The organism is Lacticaseibacillus baoqingensis (assembly GCF_003946165.1).
Lineage (GTDB): Bacteria > Bacillota > Bacilli > Lactobacillales > Lactobacillaceae > Lacticaseibacillus > Lacticaseibacillus baoqingensis.
The window spans coordinates 1-21302 of the sequence record NZ_RHOI01000031.1; the positions used below are offsets into that span (position 1 = coordinate 1).

Consider the following 21302-nt stretch of genomic DNA (forward strand, 5'->3'; position numbering starts at 1 on the left):
TCTTCCGTTGCCGGAGTCTTCAACCATGCACTGTAGCCGTCATCGCCGGTGTCACCCTTGATGCTGATTACAAAGTCCTTTTCGTCAACGGTTCCGTCGTCGTTCAGGTCCGTTGCTTCTGGGGTCTTCTTCCAGGCATCGTATGCGCTGGCGCCGTCGGCACCTGCTGCACCAGTGTCACCCTTGATGGCTTGGATAAAGTCTTCCTCATCGACGCTACCGTCTTTGTTCAGATCCTTATCCTTGTCATCGATGCTGCCGTCCTTGTTGATATCTTCCGTTGCCGGAGTCTTCAACCATGCACTGTAGCCGTCATCGCCGGTATCACCTTTGATTGCGATCGCGTAGTCTGCTTCATCGATGGTATTGTCGTTATTTAGATTCTTCGCGTCTTTACCATTCTTCCAAACTTCGTACGCACTCGCGCCGTTAGTACCATCAGCACCTTTGGCACCCTTCAAACTCTCAATGAATTCTGCTTCAGTCTTCTTGTCGTTCCCTGGCAATGCACTCCAAATTTCAAATGCACTCTTACCATCGGTACCATTTGCACCCTTCAGGCTGTTCAGGAAGTCCGTTTCGCTCTTCCCGCCGTTGCCATCTTGTGCTTTCCATACTTCGTAGGCACTCTTCCCATCATCACCTTGCAGCGATGCTAAGAATTCACCTTCGGTTGCATCCTTACGATCCGGATTTGCGGCTTTCCAGATGTCGAATGCACTTGCGCCATCTGTACCGTTAGTACCATCGGCACCTTTGGCACCCTTCAAACTCTCAATGAATTCTGCTTCAGTCTTCTTGTCGTTCCCTGGCAATGCACTCCAAATTTCAAATGCACTCTTACCATCGGTACCATTTGCACCCTTCAGGCTGTTCAGGAAGTCCGTTTCGCTCTTCCCGTCGTTGCCATCTTGTGCTTCCCACAATTCGTAGGCACTCTTCCCATCATCACCTTGCAGCGATGCTAAGAATTCACCTTCGGTTGCATCCTTACGATCCGGATCTGCGGCTTTCCAGATATCGAACGCACTTGCGCCATCTGTACCGTCATCACCATTCCATACCGTTGTTACGGTGTCGGGACTACCGTCAACATGCTTAACGGTGATCCTGGTCCCGCCATTTGGATGCTCAGCGTCACCTTCGATTTCCTCAGCAGTAACTGTATCCGCAGCACTTGCTTTTGGCTTGGCAACATAAATAACCCAGATGTCTTGGCCGTCTGTCTTAAAGGCCGCATCGGCTGACCCATTATCCGGTAAGCTATTGATTTGACCACCATTGATGTCAGCAGTCGCATAGTAATACAGGATGCTGGTATCAAGCGTTCCGCCTGCATCAGGCAAGTCTTTGCCATCATTGTTCAATGTATCTGGGATCTTATATTGAGTGGAGTAATCTGTGCCTTCTGGACCACTAACGGTTACAGGCGGCTGCAGTTCGATACCACCCACATTCTGATAGACATAGTGAACAGTCCCTGTGCCTTGGACCGCTTCGGCTTTGGCATAGGTTACAGTGATCGTGATGTCTTTACTTTGAATGTCAGTTGCAGCAAGTAAACCAGCTGCGGCTTGTTTGATGGACTGACCATCGTCGCCTACCGTTGTTTCGGTCACTTGCGCTGGAGTTGGCGTGGCGCCATCCACTGGCTCAGGCGTGAAAGTTGCAAAAGGTGCAGCTTGCTGCCAATCGCCATACTCAACGACCTTATTAGTCGTGTCGCCTTTTTCGGTGAAGTAAGTACGATTGAACTCAACTTTCCCAGTATATAACTGCTTCTTCTGACCGTTCTGATCACCGTTAATTGTGACATTCAGGAACTTATGGGTATCATGATAGTTCACATCACTTGGTTCATTTGGTGCAGGGTGCTCGACCAATTCAGCCTTTTCTTTGTCATAGTTAATGGTGAAGGTGATTTTCTTATCTTGGTCTGCTGTCTCAGCCGTCATTGCCGCAAGTTCTTCCGTGACGGTTTTGTGGTCATCATCTTGGGTATTCTGGTCAATTTTTGCTGGTGAAGCTTTATAACCATCGTAAATTACCGGTGTATAGCCAACGGTCATGAACTTGCCAGTGTCATCAACAATCCACGGGCCATAATCTTTCACGCCACTGTCAGGATCGTTATCATCGATCTGATATTGACGCGTCAAAACGACGTCATCTTCGTTATTATCTTGCGGCGTCGTTTCACCGTCTTTTATCATCATCATGGTCGGGTGCAGGGCTTTATGCGTGTCTTTGTAGAGAGGATCTTTCGGGTCTTTCGGTGCGTCATGCCACTGCAAGTCAGGCTGGTTCGCGCCGTAATTGACCACGCGGGTCGCAATGAAATTCGTCAGGTACTTTCCACCAATGTTTGTGTTCTGGCTACCATCGATGAGAACTGAACCATCACTAGCTGTTACTTTTTTACCAACCAATGGTAAGTCGGCGGACGTAATCGCCTTGTTCGTCTCATCCACGATTGTACCAACTTTGTTCGCGACTGTTGGAATATCGCTTTCAGTAATCGGCGTCAGCAAAACATCCGTGTCGTTGCCACCAACACCGGTCGAATTCGTTGTCCATGGCGTGTACACTGGAGCGCCACTAGCATCAAGGGTTGCCGTCCGGTAAATCTGAATAGGTGAGCCTTTCTTCTCCTCCGGTGCACCGTCTCCATTGTACTTAACATTAGCCTGCACCGTCCCAATCAAATACCGGGACGTTACCGTGATCGGATCCCCATTCAAAGTCGAGCCAGGATTGCCCGGAGTGAACACTCTCGGCCCGTCTGTAGCGTACTTGATCGTCAGCGTCTGGGCAGTCTTAGTAAAAATCGCATCGGTCGTGCCATCGGTGGTGATCTTGTGACCGGGGACGTCTTTATTGAGGGCCACGCTTGTAATTGAATCGCCAATATTACCTTTGAGATCAATTGAAGACTGGCCATCAGTATTCTTGATTGGCTGGTTATTTTCGTCCACTAAGTTAACAGTGATCGTACCCTTTGTTACGACTGGCGCGTACTTGATCGTCAGCGTCTGGGCAGTCTTAGTAAACGTTGCATCGGTCGTGCCATCGGTGGTGATCTTGTGACCGGGGACGTCTTTATTGAGGGCCACGCTTGTAATTGGATCGCCAATATTGCCCTCGAGATCAATTGAAGGCTTACCATCAGTATTCTTGACTGGCTGGTTATTTTCGTCCACTAAGTTAACAGTGATCGTACCCTTAGTTACGACTGGCTTGTAAACAATCAGGAGTGTCTGGTCTTTATCAGTAAACGTTGCACCGATCGTTTGATCCTCTATGATCGTAAAACCTGGGGCTTCCTTGTTGATGATACCATCCGCGTTGATGGTACCATCCGCGATGGTCGTCCCGATATAACCTTCAGGGTAATATGTCTGTTGAAAATTGGGATCACTGGGTACTACAAGCGCGTGGTGATCTTCACCCACTAAGTTGACAGTGATCTTGCCTATTGCTGTAGGTGTATCGGTGCCGGTGCCAGTGCCGGTACCACCGGCATCATTCTTTTCGTACTTGAGGATAACGATCTGGTTGGGCTCATCAGTGAAGTAATAGTGCTCCGGAATTGGATCCTCACCGATCATTGTGTAGCCTTCAATTTCGTGACTGAAACCATCGGTAGGCACACTCGTCCCTTCAGTATGCGTGCCTAATGGCTGATCCACCCGCAGTTTGTCGCCTTTTGCATTCAGAAGTGGATTGCCGTCTTTATCCGCAAAAATGACTGTGGCCGGATGCGCAACTTTCACGGCGTCTTTGGTGCCTTTATAGGTGATCGTCAGCTCATCACTGCCATAATCAGCGTACTGGCTTGGATCGGTCAGCTGCATATTACCCAACGTAGTGTTCAGACTAGCGAAGTCCTTAACACCGCTAACAATGTTTTGAATCTCACCGGCAATCGCTGAACCAACATCAAGAGTTGTCTTTGCCGGGTCAAACGTATAGCCACTAGGCGGATCCAATGGGTTAAAGTCGATCTTGCTACCTTCTGGAACCTTAGTAGACTGCGCTGAATTAGGGATCTCTTGACCATTCTCATCTACATATTTATAGGTGACTGGGAAACCGGTGGTGTCAGGCGTGTCAGTTGGCGTATCCGTAGATGTATCCGTAGGCGTGTCGACGACTTCAACTTTGGCATCTGTCCCGATGCTGCCATCTGCGCCAGGCACGATCAAATCGGTGATCTTCAAGCTGCTCATCTTGCCAGGGATCTTGACGTAAAGATAGCCGCCTTTATCACCGAAGGCCTGTTTCACTTGATCCGCCGACAGCGTAAATGTCACTGACACTGAATTATCTTCATCGTTTTTATGCGCCAATGCATCCCAATCAAAGGTCGGAGAAGCATAATGGACATCATTGATCTGATTAAGTGAAGGCTTGTCTAAAGCCTCGGCACCAAAAACCCCGACTTGCAAAGCGCCCGCACCAGTTACCGGCGTCAAACGGAATAAATCGCCTTCTTTAATCGGATTATCGTCGTCGTTAGCCATCAGCTTTGCCGTGTTAACGTCGATCGTATCCTTTACTTCTGATTCGTCGCGGATAGTGGCACTCAGCTGCTTGAGCTGTTCTTCACTAAAGTCGCCAGTGGTAAGCCCTTTGACCAGATCCTGGAGAGTAGCCATCCAGGAAGCCGGGGAAAGCAAAGTAGACAAATCAAACATGTTAATTGACTTCGCTTTGCTGAACTCTAAAAACTTACCAATATTGGAAAAATGATCAAACGTTACCGTGATTGGCTGATCATACGCTAGGTACTTTTTGGTTGAATCCCCGTCTTTGACTTCGCGGACCCCAGCCTTGACAATAATTTGACCGTCAACACTGGTGGCAGCATTCGGGCTGGTCAATTGAAGGGTTTCCAAGAAGCTCTTGTCATAAACGACTTGTTCTGTCGAAGGGTTAGGATCGTCAGCGGCTACCGCCTGGATCAGCTGCGCGATACCGGTTTTCTTAAAGGTTTCAGCTGCCAGCGCCTTGGCAGCTGCAAGTTCGTCATCAGTTGGATCGACTAAAATAACTGGATCATTGATCGCATCTGCGGCATCCACATCACCGGCAGACGCAACTTCTGGACTGATCGCTGCGGCAGTCGTAGCTGGTGTGCTGGCCGTGGCCGCCACAGCATTGGTCGCGTTACCAACGGCTTCCGGACTTGTATCAACCGATTCAGTTGCTGAGCCAGCGGTCGTAACCGCCGCAGGTTCAGCATCAGCTGGCTGGGCGGCACTGGCGTCTGGCTGAGCGGCAGCAGCGGCCGTACCAGCGGCAGCCGGATGCGTATCAGCCTGGGCGGTTGTTGCTGCCGTGTTGGCAGCGGCTGCATTGGCCGGTGGCACCACGGCAGTCGGTTCACTGGTGACTCCAGCCAGTGTGGCCTTGAGCACGATCGTGGTGGTCGTGGTGAGTTGCACACTAAAATGACCATTGGTATCAGCGGTCACGCTTTGGCTTGCCCCATCAGCTGTGGTCGCGGTCACCAAGGCATTGGCGGCGGTGGTCCCAGTAACAGTAACGACCCCATCGTTACCAGCAGCAGCCAAGGCAGTGATCTCAAGGGAAGCAGTCGTTGGGGTCGCAGGCGTTTGCGGTACAGCGGTCGCGGTTTGCGCAGCCGGCTGGGTCTTAAGCACCGCGGTATTGGTCGCATTGGCCGCCCCTGAATCGGATTCTTTGGTATATGTTCCAGCATCTGTATCGGTAGTGGTATCAGCTTGGACCACGTTTCCCTGCATAAAAGGAAGAACCGTAAAGAAGGTCGTCACTAACCCCGTGAAAACCCACTTTTTTCCATCTTTGAACATTTTATAATGAATTTTACGGTCCGTGTCCACCCTGATGGGACTATTTTTAGAACGTGATTTCATCATACTCCTCCTCATGATATGCACAGCGCTTATAAGCGAAGATGCTTAATGGGGTAAATGAACCCCTCATGCTGATGAGTATAGCATTTATAAAAATATGAATTAAATCAATATTCGTAAAAATCCTTTAGTTTTTATAGCAAAATATTTTTTGATTTTAATGGCGGCCCTACAAACACAGGGTAAATATAAGTTTTAAAGAATACAGCGCTACTAGAATATTGAACTAAATTACTAGATTCTGATACTAGAATATTCACATCACTGACAAGACATGCCGCGCAGCCATAAAAATAGACCACCATCACTGGTGATCTAACCGCTTTATGCTTGTAACAAGCTCGTGATCAAGTCGCTGGCCAACTGCCGCTTGACGCCCATTTGCGGCACGGCATGCGGCCATAATGCCGGCGTCGGCGTGATGCTTAAGATCACGGCCATCCCGTTTTGATCGGCTTGATAAGCTTGATAGAGATTGGGGATCACCATATCGATCCCAGCGATCCGCAAACCTAACGCCGCCGCCGCTTGTACGGCTAAATCGGTGTACCCGGCGGCAATATCTGCGGTCACATCATAACCATCTGCGCCAAACCGCGCATTAGAAACAGTTTGCAAGAAGACTTGATGGCCGCGCGGCGGGATCGTTTCCGTCGTCACCCCTTGGCTGGCCAACGCCGCTTCTGCGGTATCGTCTAACACCACCGGCTGCCAGCCGATCGGCCGCCGCGCATTTTTGTGGCTGACTAAAGCCGCGACGCTTCTGCGGCCATCGCCGACCACATTGGCTGGGGTCATTTCCATCACCGCTTTGACCGCGCCGTCTTGGACAAAAAAGCGGTAACTCGCCCCAGGCACATAACTTTCGACTAATACCGGCCCATAGGCTGCCGCTTGCGCAAAAGCTTGGGCAAAGGCCGCTTCTGTCGGCGGCAAGCGGAAAACAGCCACTCCCAAGCCGCTTTGGCCACAAATGGGCTTGACCGCTATTGCCTTATGCGCGTAACTGGTGTGAAAATCATGCAAGGCGGCGTTGAGATTCAAGTACATCGCCGCTGGGGCGACTGGCAGGCCATGCGTCGCCAAAAGCGCTTTTTGCGCCAGTTTTGACGCTGCCGCATTGGCAGCAGCGGCGGAATTTAAGGTCGCACCGCCGGCCACCAAGTGGTCTTCGATCTGCAAGACTTCGCTGCGTTCATCTAACACCGCGATCTTATGCCCGGTGGCCAACGCCGCACCTAACAAAAGCTGACTATCCAGCGATAACTGCGGATACCCCGGCAAGTGCACGCCATCATCTAACGTCGGGACTTGGCGTTTGACCCCTGGCTGCAAGCGTTTCAGGCTAGAGACGGTTTCGGGATCTAAGATCACTTTGGGTCCCCAAGTCGCTAATTGCGCCGGCAGCTGATTGCACAACAAGCCCCATAACGCCCCGCGCAGCCATAATAGGCTTTGGGTCTGACTGCCGGTATCGGTATTGGCCAACAGCGGCACTGCCTGCCATTGCACGCCGATGATTCCTTGGGTTTGCGGTGCCTCACCTAATAAGTGCAGCTCAAAGCCGCGACTGACGCCAAAATGTGCTTGCAGTTGCGGCTGGGCTTTTTGCCACACTTGGGCAAACCGCACATACCACGCGTTGCGAAAGGCCAGATAATCAGGCGCCGATTTGGTCGTAGCGATCACCTCATAGCTGCGCGAAAAAAGCGTTTCTGGCAGGACCCATGAAATGGTAAACGGCTCAGCGCCTAAAGTCGTGTCGACGCCAGCGCGGCGCAAGCTTGCCAACACCGCCGTCAATTGGCGCGTGATGCCGCGCAAGTCACTGCTCCAAGGAATGGTCACCAACACTTCTTTGGCATTGCTGAGCCAATAAGGGCTGCTTGGTAAATTGGCCGCACTTGGGGCCAAGTGCACTTGCAGGCGCGCTTGCGTTTGCGGCAAAAGGCCGATCAAGTTCAACTCCGCGATCATTTGCCCATAATCATACATAACTGTAGCTCCCATCCGATACGTTTTCTGTAAACTCTATGCTACCACGGTCACCGGCAGTTGCAAATGGCCTATGGTATCATAGACGTATTGATTTAAGATGAAAGGAAATGAGTCTATGCCACAACCGCTCGCCTACCGCATGCGGCCGCAAAATCTCGATGAAGTCGTCGGCCAACAACATCTTGTCGGCCCAGATCAGATCATCCGCCGCATGGTCAAGGCGCATCGCCTCAGCTCGATGATCCTTTACGGCCCGCCTGGCACCGGCAAAACCAGCATCGCCAGCGCCATCGCCGGAGCGACTAAGTACGCTTTTCGCACCTTAAACGCCGCCACGGATACGAAAAAAGACCTGCAGATCGTCGCCGAAGAAGCACGCATGTCCGGTACCGTGATCTTGCTGCTCGATGAGATCCACCGCTTGGACAAAACCAAACAAGACTTCTTATTGCCCCATCTGGAATCCGGCCGCATCGTGTTGGTCGGCGCCACCACGGAAAATCCCTATATGAGCATTTTGCCAGCGATCCGCAGCCGCACGCAGATCTTTCAAGTCTTTCCGTTGACGCCTGAAGACATTGATGCTGCTGTCACGCGCGCATTGGCTGATCATGAGCGGGGCTTAGGCGATTATCCCGTTGACTTGGCCAAAGACGCGCGCGATTTTTTGATCCATGCGACCAATGGCGACTTGCGCAGTGCGTTGAATGCCTTGGAGTTGGCGGTATTGTCTACGCCTGCAGTCGCTGGCCGGATCCAGATCACCGCAGCCGTGATGCACCAATCGCTGCAACAGCGTGCCATCGCCGGCGATGCGGATGGCGATGCCCATTACGATTTGATCTCAGCGTTTCAAAAAAGTATCCGCGGTTCAGATGTCGATGCGGCTTTGCACTACCTGGCACGTTTGATCACCATCGGCGATTTGCCAAGCATCTTGCGGCGCTTGTTGGTGATCGCTTATGAAGACATCGGCTTAGCCAATCCGCAAACGGCCAGCCGCACCTTGACGGCGATCCAATCCGCTGAGCGCTTAGGGCTGCCAGAAGGCCGCATCCCCTTAGCCAATGCCGTGATCGACTTATGCTTGGCCCCTAAATCCAACACTGCCATGCAAGCTATCGATGCCGCCATGGCAGATGTGCAAGGCGGCCACAGCGGTGCGATCCCAGATGACTTGCGCGATGCCCACTACAAAGGCGCCAAGGCACTAGGTCATGGCGTCGAGTACAAATACCCGCATGATTACCCTGGCGATTGGGTGCGCCAAGACTACCTGCCAGACACCTTGCGCGGCAAACAGTATTACCAAGCTAAAACGACCGGTAAATATGAACAAGCCCTGGCCCAACGCCTGGCGCAGATCCGGAAAATGCAACAAGGTCAAGCATGAGTTCAAGACTTGACGCCAGCATCGGTTTGTGCTTATGGCGATAACGGTTACAACCGCATCACAGCGCGACTTCTCACTTGCATCTTCGGGAATTGGATGCTATGATTTAACCATGGAAGTACCTAAGGTGTGCGCGCTTCCCATAATTCAGTTGACCGAACAGTCTCGAGACCTTGGGACCATAAGTGCTCAATGCCGTGTCGCTCTTTCACTGAGCGACTAACGTATTGGACGTTTGGACCCACTTGCTATTCAGCGGGTTTCAACAGAACGGGAAGATAACGGCACCACTAGCCTTTCACAAAAAGTCTTCGGACTTTAGCCGGCATTAGCCGGTTTTTTTATTGCCATCATTTCAGGTATAATTGACCTGCATTATCATTAGAAAGGACTGCGCTTATGTTGACCGTGATCATGCTCATCTACGCCATCGTGCTTGTCGCTTTGGCGGCATATCTGTATACGCATCGCCAGCACGACTTTTTGACCTTGAAAACCGTGCCGGAAAAATTAGGGCAAACCTTAGCTGCTTACGCCACCGTTTTAGTGGTCGCCGCGCTCATCGCAATCGTCAGCGCCTTTGTGGCGATCACCTGGTTGAAATTAGCCGCATTGGTGTTAGGCGCGTTAACCGTGGGTGTGTTAGGCTTGAACTTGCCTAAATATATCAACCCGGATCAAGAATAATCGCTGCCAGGAACTGCCATCCGCTGAGAGGGCAGTTTTTTTGGCCGATAACTGCCGATACCTCAGGCTAACGCTTTCACTTTCTTCCGCAATGAATTAAAATATAGTTAAGAGGTGATAGACATGTTACAACAATACAAGCACATCTTAGTTGCGATCGACGGCTCTTATGAATCCGAGTTAGCCTTTCAAAAAGCGATCGCAGTTGCCAAGCGTAATGATGGCGAACTCTTTATGGTGCACACCGTCGACACCCGCGCATTTCAAAATGTGTCGAGCTTTGACTCTGCAATGGTTGAACAAGTCACCGAAACCGCCAAACAAACCATGGACGGCTACATCAAACAAGCTAAAGATGCCGGCTTAGATAAAGTCAGCTATACGATCGAATATGGCGCGCCAAAGACGATCATCGCGCGCGATATGCCTAAAGCGCATGATATTGACCTGATCATGATCGGTGCCACCGGGCTCAATGCGGTGGAACGGCTCTTGATCGGCAGTGTCACCGAATACGTCACCCGCAACGCCCCTTGCGACGTTTTGGTCGTGCGCACAGATCTTGAAAACAAGCCGGCTTTGGCATCGACGAAAAAGCCGAAGCCAAAAGTGGAATAAGCCATAAAAAAAACGCAGCCAGCCGGTTGCGTTTTTTTTATGGCTTATTCCGTGACCCCAGTCTTAAAGATCGCGATGCCATGAATGCCGTACTTTTCGTTATTGGTCTTGACGTCGCCACTGGCCACGTGCAACAGATAGTCGATAAATTCATCCGCTAGCGTGTCCATATCAGTTTCTAATAACCGGCCGGCATTGAAATCGATCCAGCGGGTTTTCTTTTCCGCAATATAAGAATTGGAGGCCACTTTGACCGTCGGTACATAAGTGGCAAAAGGCGTCCCGCGCCCAGTGGTGAACAAGACCATCTGGCAATCGGCACTGGCTTCTGCAGAACTGGAAACCAAATCATTACCAGGCGATTGCAACAGGTTCAATCCAGGCGTCTTGAGCTTTTCGCCATATTGCAAAACATCTGTCACTTGACTGGTGCCTGACTTTTGGGTGCAGCCAAGCGACTTGTCTTCCAAGGTGGTGATCCCGCCGGCTTTATTCCCCGGTGAGGGATTTTCATAAATCGGCTGGTGGAAGGATTCAAAATATGCCTTGAAGTTGTTGATGAGCGCTACGATCTTCTCAAATGTCGCTTCATCTTTGGCCCGTGACATCAAGATCGTTTCGGCGCCAAACATTTCAGGCACTTCTGACAACACGGCAGTGCCGCCTTGCGCGGTGACAAAATCAGCCACACGCCCAAGCAGCGGATTGGCGGTGACCCCGGATAAGCCGTCGCTGCCGCCGCATTTTAACCCGATCTTCAAAGCAGACAGCGGCTGGGGTGTGCGTACGTCTGCGGCAGCCGCCTCGTTGAGGTCTTCAAGCAAGTCTAACGCCGTGCCTAAGTCATCATCGACTTCTTGGGCGACCATAAACTTCATACGGTCGTGATCGATCGGGCCGCCGACTTTTTCCAATTCGGTTTGCATGCCGTCCATTTGGTTGTTTTCACAACCCAGCCCGTAGATCAATACCCCGCCGGCATTAGGCTGCAAAGCAGCGTCGACTAAGATCTTACGGGTTTGTTCAAAATCATCCCCGAGCTGCGAGCAGCCATATGGATGTTTGAGCAAAATCACATTGTCAAAGCTGCCATTGTCTGGGTGCATCGCCTTGAACTGTTCGACAACGATGTCTAACAGCGGGTTGATGCAGCCAACGGTGGGAATGATGTACAAATCGTTACGGATCCCGACTTTGCCATTTTGACGTTGATAGCCCATGAAGGTGCGCGAGTCTTTGGCGACTGGCCGGGTGATGTCATGGGGTTGATAGGTATAGGCTAATTCGCCTGAGAGATTGGTTTTAACATTGTGGGTGTGCACCCATTCACCGGCACCAATGGCTTTGGTGGCATGGCCGATGGCAAAACCGTATTTGACGATGTCTGCGCCTTCAGCGATCGCCTGCAAAGCGAATTTATGGCCGCGTTTGATCGTGTCAGGCAAGGTGACCTTGCCGCTAGTGGTGTTCAGCGTCGTGCCTGCTGGAATGTCTTGTAATGCAACGCCAACCGTATCTGCTGGATCTAAGATGATATAGTGATTCATCGGCTTTTCCTCACTTTGCATTAATCGCTTGTACCGCTGCTCTAGCCCCTGCTTGATCAAACAAGTCCCAATCTTTTTGGATCAAGGCTTTTAACCCGTCAAATTGCGTCAGATCTTCGCCCCAAAGCTTGGTATCCGCCAAAGCAGCGCCAAGATAATCAGGCGCTTGCACCAGCTGCTTGAATTCTGCCAAAGTTTCTGGCGTATCTTGCGGCGCAAAATCTGCTTTGCCGGCGTAGATCTTCAAATAAGCGGCTAACGCCAAGCTGATGCGCTGTGGCAGCTGATGATTGGCGGCAACATAGCGCTTGAAAGTAGGCAGCAGGCGCGCTTTGAACTTCGCGATCGAATTCAAGGCGATGCTGCTTAATTCGTGGCGGACATAGGGGTTTTCAAACCGTTCCTTGACCCCTTCGGCATAAGCTTCCAGCTCTGCTTGCGGCAAAGCAACAGTCGGGATGATCTCTTGATACATTTCATCATTGACGAATTGATAAAAATCAGGGTCTTTCATCACCTCACCGACCGTTTCGATCCCGGCCAAGCGGGCGATCGGGCTCATAGTCGTGTGCGGGCCATTCAACAACGAGACTTTACGATTGCGATATGGCTGCATGTCTGGGGTGACCACCAGATTCAAGCCGGCCTGCTTTGCCGGGAAAAGCTTTTCAAGCTTTTGATCCCCTTCGACCACGAAAATGAAAAACGGCTCAGCTTTGACCATGTTGGCATCATGATAGCCCCATTTTGTTTCTAAGTCTGCCGCACGATCCTTAGGGTAGCCTGGCACGATCCGATCGACTAAGGTCGCATAAAAATCATTAGCATCATTGACCCACTGCTTGAAATCAGCGCCTAATGCCCATAAGTCGGCATATTGCAAAACGGCTTTTTTCAAGGCATCCCCATTGTGGTTGATCAACTCACACGGGATGATCTGAAAGCCTGGTTTGCCCAGCTTGAAGCGTTCATTTAACAACGCCGTCAGCTTCGCCGGGTAGGTACCTTCAGGCAAAGCGTCATAACGGTCATTAGCGTCATAAGCGATCCCGGCTTCGGTGGTGTTGGAGAAGATGAATTGGATATCGTCGTTTTTGGCGAGGTCCAAATAACTTTGCCAGTCATCATATGGGCGAACGGTTTGATTGATGTCTTCAATGATCTCGTGTTCTTGGACGACTTTGCCATCGAGCTTGCCTTCCAAAAGCGTCGTATACAGCCGATCTTGGGCCTCCAGCTGTTTGGTCCGGCCATTGGCGATGGGTTGGACGACAGCCACGCCGCCTTTGAACAAGCCTTGCTTATTCATTTGCTGGATCTGCCAATCCACAAAGGCCCGCAAAAAGTTGCCTTCACCAAATTGGATCACTTTAGTGGGGAATTTGGGTAATTGACGAAACGAATCATTTAACGTTGGCAATATCATATTTTGTGCACTCCTTAATTTATTGAGATGCGCTCAGCTCGCGCTACCTGCTCAACCAGCAAGCCGCCGGTCAAAGCCTGCTGTCCGGCGATACTGATCGGTTAGTGTTAACGTTAACACCTCTTGTCACCATTACCTTAGCACACAGTGTTAACGCTAACAATAGCTGCTGTAAAAAAAGCCTGCTACCACGGTAACAGACAACTTTACTTGTGCCGATCTAAGACCGATTCCCGCACGATCAAGCTCGGCGCGATCACCTCTTTGTGCACGACCGTATCAACTTCACCAGCGATCAGCGCTAAGAGCTTGGCGATCCCTGCTGTCGCCATTTGGACGATCGGTTTTTTCACCGTCGTCAGCGCCGGCACACTCATCGCCGCATAGATACTATCATCAAAACCCACGACTGACATGCCGGCTGGCACACTGACGCCAGCTTGATAACAAGCCCGCAGCGCCCCGACAGCGGTATCATCATCCGCACAGATCACCGCAGTGGGCCGCTGGTCACTGGGCAGATCTAAGATCGCCTGCATTTGTTTACGCCCGGCTTGCGCGCTGTAATTCCCTGGCCGCATTGCGGCATCCACCCGCGTCAGCCCAAAGTCGGCCACCCCATCGTCAAACCCTTGGCGCCGTTGATGAGCACTGGTATAACTTGGCAGCCCGGCGATCATCCCAACGCGCTGGTGGCCGGCTTGGGCCAAATACTGCATCGCCTTGTAAACCCCTAAGCGGTCATCACTGCAAACATTGTAGCTGAGCGGATCTTCCAAATCGCGGTTGATCACCACTGTGGGGATCTGTGCTTGAGCCAAGCGCTGGATGAACGCATCATCATCTGGCGACTGGCTGACCACCAAGACGCCGGCCATGCGCATTTGCACCCGGGCTTCAAAATTGCTCAAGTGCGCAATATCATTGACCGACAACAAATAATCATCCGGCAGCACCTCATACACACTATTGATCACCGTCGACAAAAATGTTTCTGGTGTCCCAGAGCGCAAATTGGAAAAGAAGACGCCTAAGACGAATTTTTGATTGGTCACCAAGCTGCGGGCACTCAGGTTAGGAACATAGCCCATTTCATGCGCTAACTTCAATATGCGCTCCCGGGTGCTTTGGCGAATCACGGCCTTGGGGTTATACGCCCGCGAAACCGTCGTTAATGACACCCCTGCTGCTTTGGCCACATCTCTAATCGTTACCATCTGCATCACTGCCTTTTCCAGAATAACTTTAATTGTACTCGCCAGACGAAAAAAGCGCCACCAGCGGTGACGCTCAGTCAGTTATGCCGTGGCACTGGCTTTTTCCAGTTGTTCATATAACGCTTGCGACTGGTTGACCCGCGCCAACGCCTTGGCGATCTCATAGGCACTGGCGGCTTGCTGATCGCCTAATGCCTGCAAAGCAAAGGCCCGCAAAGCATACAACTCATCCAGCAAGAACAAGCTGTCATGCGTCACTGCCACATCGATACCATCGCCAACATGCTTCAACACATCCTGGTAATCGCCTAATTCATAATAGATCCGGGCGGTGTGCCAATAAATCGTCAATTCCACATCCAAATACTTGGCTTCTTTTAAGGGCATGCCCTTAAGCAGCCCCAAGGCTTGGTCGATATACACGCGTGCGCGGTCTTGGGCCTTTTTTTCGGCATAAGCCAAACCCAGCCCTAACGTTGCCATGATCGCCAACAAGTCGCGCTCGCGCGTCACTAACGGATTCAAGACCCGACCGAAGTAATAGATCGCCTCGTCTGGGGCGTGTTGGGCAAAGAGTTCGATCATCCCTTTGAAATAGTAGTAACGTTTCTTATCATCGCCGCCAGTGAGCTTATCAATGCTGATCCCATTCAATGCTTGTTCGGCTTGGGTAAAGTCACTATGGCGGACTAACTGTTCTACTTTTGCCAATACGACTTGCGTTTTGTCCCGATTCTCGACCACGATATCTGCCATCGCCACCCCCAGCCGTTCCACTAAGCGCACCAAGATGTTCATGCTGGGTACCTTGTTGCGCTTTTCGATCAAGCTAATGGTGGCTTGTGTGCAGATCCCTTTGGCCAGCTCGGCTTGCGACATCCCCTTGAGTTTACGGTAATGACGGACGCGATCCCCCAAAATACGCAGTGCCGGTTGTTCCTTATGCATGAAGTCCACTCCCTTAATCCCGAATGTTTCACAATCGTCAACACGAAACGAAAATATCATTTCGTCATGTTTATTATACTGAAAAATATTGTCGTTGACTAGTATTCGTGTCGTGTCACGGCAAAATAGCATAATTATTATATAATTAATGGGTAAAGATTGTGAAAAATAGCGCACCTAAATTAAACTAGCGTTAATTACCGGTAAGAGCTGGTTATATAAAACCTATTATACCGGGGTTTGATTTCTCATACACGAATATTGGTCCATACCAATGATGAGAAAGATTAAGTTTAAACTTATTCTTAACATTAATATCTTTGTATAAATATGGACTTACTGTATCTTTTACTAGTTGTCCATTGAATGGGAGACGGCTCAAGGTTACACTCCATGCAGAAGTTTCTGACACTTTCTAAAAAAGGCATAGATATCTATCAGCAAAACGTTTACGCACTTGATGCAATTATACAGGTTGCAATACATATGATATTAACAGTCGATACACAACCAGCCTCGACTGTCTAGTCCGTCCTTTGCTTTTGCGGACAGTACCTCGCCTTTTCTCAGTATCAGCATTACAATGCCGACTCTATTTGACACACGCTATGTTGATCATATGATAATACATAAACTGTATTTTCGGTTACCAATAGCTTCGTCACCGAACCATTTTCTGGTTTACTCTTTGGTATGAATCCCTGTGTTGCACCATAATGTGCGACCAAACTCCGAATTGTATTTCCGTGCGAAACCAATAATATTCGTTCTCCCCCGACGGCTTCATTACGTAACCTTAGTAATCCACTATTTAATCGTTTCCAAAACATTGAAGCATTCTCAGCAGATTTCATAGGGTCAGCATCTCTAGTCATATTTTTAACTATGTTATCACCGAAATTTGCATAAAGATCTTCTCGCAAACTCATACCAACCGGAGCACCAATCCTACGCCATGCAAGTGAAGAAAGCTCGCCTTCAAAGCCGCCATAGTACACCTCTCGAAACGAAGAATCACTAATAACTGATTGTGGTTGTAAACAATTATTATTTTCTAGGATTAAACTAGCCGTCTCCTGCGTACGCGCCGAATCACTAGTGTAGACACGATTAAAATGAATATCAGCGAGCATTTTCCCTGTCTGAATTGCTTGTTTTTTACCCTTTTCAGTCAAAAATGAATTAATCCAACCTTGCATACGACCACATGCATTTAGCCAAGTATGGCCATGTCGTACAAGATATACTGTAAAAGTTGCCATTTGAACATCTCCTAGTTACTGGACATTGGTCACAAAAAATAGCTTAAAATATCGCTTAATATTATATTTACTATCCGTATATTCATGTCTGGACTGAGTAACTCCACCCAACCAGATGATGCATTACTAACTCCTTTTTTGAAGACAACATTAACCAGCTATTCCAATACTTCAATACAAAGAAACACACCCACATGATGCGGATGTGTCCTCATCCAGACTTGTTAGTTCATGCCTGGTATTTACGTTTATTTAGCAGCTAAGTGTGCAACATAAGCACCAATATCTTTATCTTTGCAACCAGCATTGAAACACTTCATAAAGTTTGGTGTCAATGCTTCCTTAACCATGGATTCATCAAGATTATCTAATGCCTCGAGTAATGGACGCGCAATACGTTGTTTGACATCCATCAATAGTTTTGCGTTACGATTCTGCGATTCTTTACGATCTTTTGGATATCCTAACCCACTTGGCGAAGAAAAGGCACTCTGGAAGATATTGTGCAGATTAACCTCCGCTCCCCAACCAAATCCCTTAGCAAATGGGATCGACAACGCATTGCCATCATTGATCTGCAAATAAAGATATGCGTCAGCTGGTTCAATACAATAGCCGCATACCACACCAGGATAGGCATTCAATGACATCAACGCGCCCTGTCCTGTCCCACAACCTGCGATAATAAAGTCAACCGCATGGGAATTCAACAATAACGCGGCTTGAATACCTAAGTGAAGATATGTTAGACGAGGGTTATTTGCTGTATATGCCTCAGGCACATCGTCATCTAAAAGCGGCTTGCTCATTGCTGCATTGTAAACCTCATGTCCTAAGGGTGTAACCGTGTCTTTCAAGGTTTTAAAAATCAAATCATTCTTCGGTGCCTGACTAAATTCATTTAGCAATGCAATTTTCATGCGATTTTCCTCCAATTATTTATTGCTGAAACAGCGCCTGATGCAATTCTTCCGGTGTTTTTGCTGTCTTCACAGCCTCCAACACCTCATCATTTCCCAAACGACCAGCTACATCTGCTAACAGCCGTAGATGTACCTGACTACCAGCATTGTTGTCCGCAACCGCGAATAAAAATATAACGTTAACCGGTTTACCATCGTATGACTCCCATGGAATCATATGACGAGTATGTCCGATAGCTAAGCCCGTGCGAACTACAGCACTTGACTTTCCATGAGGAATCGCAACATTATCTCCCATTCCAGTAATTCCTTCACTCTCTCGAAAATAGATATCTTTGACATATGCATCGAGATTATTAACATATCCGGCTTTTTCTAATCGCTTTGCGAGATATTTAATTGCTTCATCTTTGGTATTCACATCGATATCTAAATCGATAATTTCTGGATCAAACAGGGACTCTACAGTTGACTCGACCATCTTGACCACCTTCTTTAACTAAATAGGAAATTGTATACCTGACTCTTATCGGTCATATCAAGTAAGTGTTCTTGCATTGATGAATTCTCAGTGAATACAATTAGATCCTGGAAGAAATGCTTAGTCCGATTGATTTCAAACCGATTATTCATCTTGGTTGCCAGGATGATCACCGTCTGCACCCGCTCATCATCGTCTTCAAACCACTGAATCGGCTTTGCCAGTGTAGCTATCGAAACACAAGGCTCATTCACCAAATCCATGTCTCCATGAGGCAACGCAACCATATTCCCAATACTAGTCGTGGTTGCCTGTTCACGAGACCAAACCGATTCAAAAAATTTAGGTCTTACCTTGCCCAAAACGACCATCTTGTTAACCATTTGTTTTAGCAACGTCTTTTTACTGTCAGCATTAACGTGCACTTCAATCAGATTCGCATCGAAGAATGACTGGCTATCTTTTGTGAACGTACTACTGTGCTCAGCAGGCAACTTTATAGAGCTCATACGCTGCTTAACCAAGTCTAAATCCACACCATCTGGAATACTATGAATTGAAATAGCTCCCACTCGATCCGGAAGATTCTCTGTGGTGAGAATCAAGGGTGATGACGAATGTTCACCTTCCAGAAACGTCTTTTTGGAATAAATATTCACTGCATTAATTTGCGGGATATAGTGTTTAATCATCTCCACGGTTAACATTCGCTGAGCTCGTCCAAGATTTGTTACTAATATAGCCTCAACTTCTTGCTGTTTTCGTAATAACGCTGCTTCAATATATAAAACAATGTAGTTCAGTTCTGTCTCAGTAATTTGAACGTTATAATGCTTTTCAAATAACGGGCTCATAGCAAGCACACTCAAGTATACTTCTTTGTACTTTGCCTTGATTTCCGGGTCAATCACATTGCGCTCCCCACGTCCGTATTTCATTCGAAATATGGCTGAACGGAGATGTTGCGTTAATCCTTCTAGAAGTTGCTTATCGTGGGTCAAATCAACGTTCAAAATCGAAGAAACAGATTGTACAATCTGTTTAACAAATCCTTTGAGTGTACTATCGAAAGCGGTCTGAGCTTTTAACTCTTGCGTTATTACATTTGGCGAATGATCCCACTTTATCTTATTGGCTGTAATAATTTCGAGCGCAATCAATCTGATATCATTAAAATCAACATCATGGGTAATAATGCCCCGATCGGCTAATAATCGGAATATTGTATCTGAGAAATTATACTCATTATAGAATTCCGTTTTATTTAGCAATTGTTCCATATCTTTAATGGGCGTTGTTACCCGGGCGAGGCACAGGCAAACCATTACGCTAATTATTCGGAAAGAATCATCTGTGAATTGAATCCGCCATTTGTTCTCTGCCTCACGAATAGTATCTGTTACACTCTTTATATCAACATCTGGCGCGAATACTTGCAACACTTGATTAAGATCTTGCTTAGGACAAGCTACAATAAAAGCCTTTATTGCGTTCCGCCTGGAAAACTCACTACCAACGATTGTAATTCCCTTACTTGGTTGCGCCTGAATTGTCAGATCAAAGCGTTGAAACCAGCTGTTAAGCCGTTCTAACGTGCGCGATAACGTTGGGACACTTTCAAACACGATCTCAGCAAGACGGCCCTTAGTAACATATTCACCCTTATCCAACAACAATAGGTTTTTAGTGACTTCAATTGTATCAAATTCATCCGGTCCAAGACGCTGACTTTCCAGTAAATAACGTTGCTTAATCGCACGTCGTTGGCTTGAGTCTGCGACAATTTGAACACCAACGCCACGTTTTCTCCGAATTTCTCCCAGATGCTCCTTCGTGAGTTGCACATTGATCTCCGTAGCATAAGCACGTGCGGTTTTTTCAGACAATCCAACAGATTTTGCTATTTCGGCGAAAGAGGTAGTAGAGACTCCTAATAGATACTGAATAATCTGACTAAGAATTTCTTTTTTCCTATCAAGCTTCATTCTAAAATCCCCCTCACCGGATAGTTCAATTATTCGTTACTCTTTACAAACGCCTTCTCTTCAAAAACATAACGATCGTTAGAACCAATGTTGTGGATATATGCCTTAACAAAATCTTTTACACCCGCCTCTGCTGCTTTACACATATGAACATAATCTAATGATTCATCATCACCCAGAGCTTCCAACATTGAACGCTTTGCAACTGAAAACGCATCCGTAGCAACATTAATCTTATTAATACCATACTGAACGGCCTTGTGAATATTTGCTTCTCCGGAACCAGAACCACCATGGAGAACGAGTGGCATTTGCAACCGTTTTTTAAGTTCCTGCAACCGTTCAAAGTCGATTTTTGGTACTCTCCCCTTGGGATAATTACCATGCGCAGTACCAATTGCTACAGCCAGTGCGTCTACACCGGTTGCCGCAACAAACTCTGCTGCTTGATCCGGTTGGGTATATAAATCAAGTTTATAATCATCATCGTCCACTGCTTGACCGACGTGTCCAAGCTCCGCTTCTACAGAGCATCCGTTGGCGTGTGCATATGCGACAACCAGTGCCGTCTTCTTAAGATTCTCTTCATACGGCAAACTGGAACCATCAAACATTACATTGGTGAATCCAGCACGGATACAATCCATGATAACGTCGAAATCTCCCGTATGATCCAAATTCAATGCAATTGGTACCCTTACTCGATCAGCTAACTCCTTAACCAATGGTACAATCTCTTCTTTATGGCCTAAGTTTGCCATCTGACCTGGTCCAATCTGGATGATTAAAGGTGAACGTTCCTCTTCAGCAGCCATAATCCCAGCACGTACCATTTCCATGTTCACGCTGTTCATTGCCATGACACCATAATTCATGCGATTGGCTTCATCTAAGATTGCTTTCATTGATGTTAACAT

At 48.3% G+C, this 21302-nt stretch carries 14 protein-coding genes and 1 pseudogene; 3 read left to right on the plus strand and 12 right to left on the minus strand.

What is annotated here, in order from left to right:
* From EKM91_RS11170 to EKM91_RS11175, 3 genes and pseudogenes are all read right to left on the minus strand, one after another.
* Window positions 1–5768, minus strand: a 5768-nt coding sequence (locus EKM91_RS11170; RefSeq protein WP_238475780.1) for a MucBP domain-containing protein, incomplete at its 3' end; no start/stop codon positions are given.
* Between the two features lie 24 nt (window positions 5769–5792).
* A pseudogene (locus EKM91_RS14275) lies at window positions 5793–5915 on the minus strand (KxYKxGKxW signal peptide domain-containing protein); the annotation flags it as partial.
* 309 nt (window positions 5916–6224) lie between these two features.
* Entirely contained in the window at window positions 6225–7895 is a 1671-nt protein-coding gene (locus EKM91_RS11175) for a hypothetical protein (RefSeq protein ID WP_125754002.1), read from the minus strand.
* A 118-nt stretch (window positions 7896–8013) separates the two neighbouring features.
* Here EKM91_RS11175 and EKM91_RS11180 point away from each other — a divergent pair, with 118 nt between their 5' ends.
* The 3 genes from EKM91_RS11180 to EKM91_RS11190 all read left to right on the plus strand — a co-directional run bounded on the left by EKM91_RS11180 (window position 8014) and on the right by EKM91_RS11190 (window position 10596).
* The gene (locus EKM91_RS11180; RefSeq protein ID WP_125754003.1) at window positions 8014–9291 is read left to right on the plus strand and encodes a replication-associated recombination protein A; all 1278 of its coding nucleotides are present in this window, start codon (window positions 8014–8016) and stop codon (window positions 9289–9291) included.
* A 399-nt stretch (window positions 9292–9690) separates the two neighbouring features.
* On the plus strand, window positions 9691–9978 hold the full coding sequence (locus EKM91_RS11185) for a hypothetical protein (protein ID WP_125754004.1): 288 nt from the start codon (window positions 9691–9693) through the stop codon (window positions 9976–9978).
* A 123-nt stretch (window positions 9979–10101) separates the two neighbouring features.
* Window positions 10102–10596 (plus strand): universal stress protein, encoded by a 495-nt coding sequence (locus EKM91_RS11190; protein WP_125754005.1) that lies wholly within the window; start codon window positions 10102–10104, stop codon window positions 10594–10596.
* Window positions 10597–10640: 44 nt separating this feature from the next.
* On the opposite strand, the gene EKM91_RS11195 is transcribed toward EKM91_RS11190, so the two are convergent.
* The 9 genes from EKM91_RS11195 to EKM91_RS11235 form a co-directional block, all read right to left on the minus strand.
* Complete coding sequence (locus tag EKM91_RS11195) at window positions 10641–12143, minus strand: UxaA family hydrolase (protein WP_125754006.1); 1503 nt, start codon at window positions 12141–12143, stop codon at window positions 10641–10643.
* A gap of 10 nt (window positions 12144–12153) precedes the next feature.
* A complete protein-coding gene (locus EKM91_RS11200) occupies window positions 12154–13569 on the minus strand; it encodes a tagaturonate reductase (protein WP_225419512.1) in 1416 nt (471 codons plus the stop codon).
* A 206-nt stretch (window positions 13570–13775) separates the two neighbouring features.
* Window positions 13776–14786 carry a LacI family DNA-binding transcriptional regulator gene (locus tag EKM91_RS11205; RefSeq protein WP_164508558.1) on the minus strand — a complete coding sequence of 337 codons (1011 nt, stop codon included), beginning with the start codon at window positions 14784–14786 and terminating at the stop codon, window positions 13776–13778.
* An 81-nt stretch (window positions 14787–14867) separates the two neighbouring features.
* The gene (locus EKM91_RS11210; protein ID WP_125754008.1) at window positions 14868–15734 is read right to left on the minus strand and encodes a helix-turn-helix domain-containing protein; all 867 of its coding nucleotides are present in this window, start codon (window positions 15732–15734) and stop codon (window positions 14868–14870) included.
* A gap of 578 nt (window positions 15735–16312) precedes the next feature.
* A complete protein-coding gene (locus EKM91_RS11215) occupies window positions 16313–16996 on the minus strand; it encodes a histidine phosphatase family protein (protein ID WP_125754009.1) in 684 nt (227 codons plus the stop codon).
* Window positions 16997–17244: 248 nt separating this feature from the next.
* Complete coding sequence (locus EKM91_RS11220; protein WP_125754010.1) at window positions 17245–17916, minus strand: RpiB/LacA/LacB family sugar-phosphate isomerase; 672 nt, start codon at window positions 17914–17916, stop codon at window positions 17245–17247.
* Window positions 17917–17935: 19 nt separating this feature from the next.
* Entirely contained in the window at window positions 17936–18400 is a 465-nt protein-coding gene (locus EKM91_RS11225; protein WP_125754011.1) for a PTS sugar transporter subunit IIA, read from the minus strand.
* Window positions 18401–18414: 14 nt separating this feature from the next.
* Window positions 18415–20385 (minus strand): BglG family transcription antiterminator, encoded by a 1971-nt coding sequence (locus EKM91_RS11230; protein ID WP_125754012.1) that lies wholly within the window; start codon window positions 20383–20385, stop codon window positions 18415–18417.
* A gap of 29 nt (window positions 20386–20414) precedes the next feature.
* Window positions 20415–21302: a class II fructose-bisphosphate aldolase gene (locus tag EKM91_RS11235; protein ID WP_125754013.1), complete on the minus strand. Its 888-nt coding sequence runs from the start codon at window positions 21300–21302 to the stop codon at window positions 20415–20417.

Excerpts from the sequence above, each read along its gene's own strand:
- EKM91_RS11175 (WP_125754002.1), bottom strand. The coding sequence starts at position 7,895 with ATGTATGATTATGGGCAAATGATCGCGGAGTTGAACTTGATCGGCCTT.
- EKM91_RS11180 (WP_125754003.1), top strand. The coding sequence starts at position 8,014 with ATGCCACAACCGCTCGCCTACCGCATGCGGCCGCAAAATCTCGATGAA.
- EKM91_RS11185 (WP_125754004.1), top strand. The coding sequence starts at position 9,691 with ATGTTGACCGTGATCATGCTCATCTACGCCATCGTGCTTGTCGCTTTG.
- EKM91_RS11190 (WP_125754005.1), top strand. The coding sequence starts at position 10,102 with ATGTTACAACAATACAAGCACATCTTAGTTGCGATCGACGGCTCTTAT.
- EKM91_RS11195 (WP_125754006.1), bottom strand. The coding sequence starts at position 12,143 with ATGAATCACTATATCATCTTAGATCCAGCAGATACGGTTGGCGTTGCA.
- EKM91_RS11200 (WP_225419512.1), bottom strand. The coding sequence starts at position 13,569 with ATGATATTGCCAACGTTAAATGATTCGTTTCGTCAATTACCCAAATTC.
- EKM91_RS11205 (WP_164508558.1), bottom strand. The coding sequence starts at position 14,786 with ATGGTAACGATTAGAGATGTGGCCAAAGCAGCAGGGGTGTCATTAACG.
- EKM91_RS11210 (WP_125754008.1), bottom strand. The coding sequence starts at position 15,734 with ATGCATAAGGAACAACCGGCACTGCGTATTTTGGGGGATCGCGTCCGT.
- EKM91_RS11215 (WP_125754009.1), bottom strand. The coding sequence starts at position 16,996 with ATGGCAACTTTTACAGTATATCTTGTACGACATGGCCATACTTGGCTA.
- EKM91_RS11220 (WP_125754010.1), bottom strand. The coding sequence starts at position 17,916 with ATGAAAATTGCATTGCTAAATGAATTTAGTCAGGCACCGAAGAATGAT.
- EKM91_RS11225 (WP_125754011.1), bottom strand. The coding sequence starts at position 18,400 with ATGGTCGAGTCAACTGTAGAGTCCCTGTTTGATCCAGAAATTATCGAT.
- EKM91_RS11230 (WP_125754012.1), bottom strand. The coding sequence starts at position 20,385 with ATGAAGCTTGATAGGAAAAAAGAAATTCTTAGTCAGATTATTCAGTAT.
- EKM91_RS11235 (WP_125754013.1), bottom strand. The coding sequence starts at position 21,302 with ATGTTAACATCAATGAAAGCAATCTTAGATGAAGCCAATCGCATGAAT.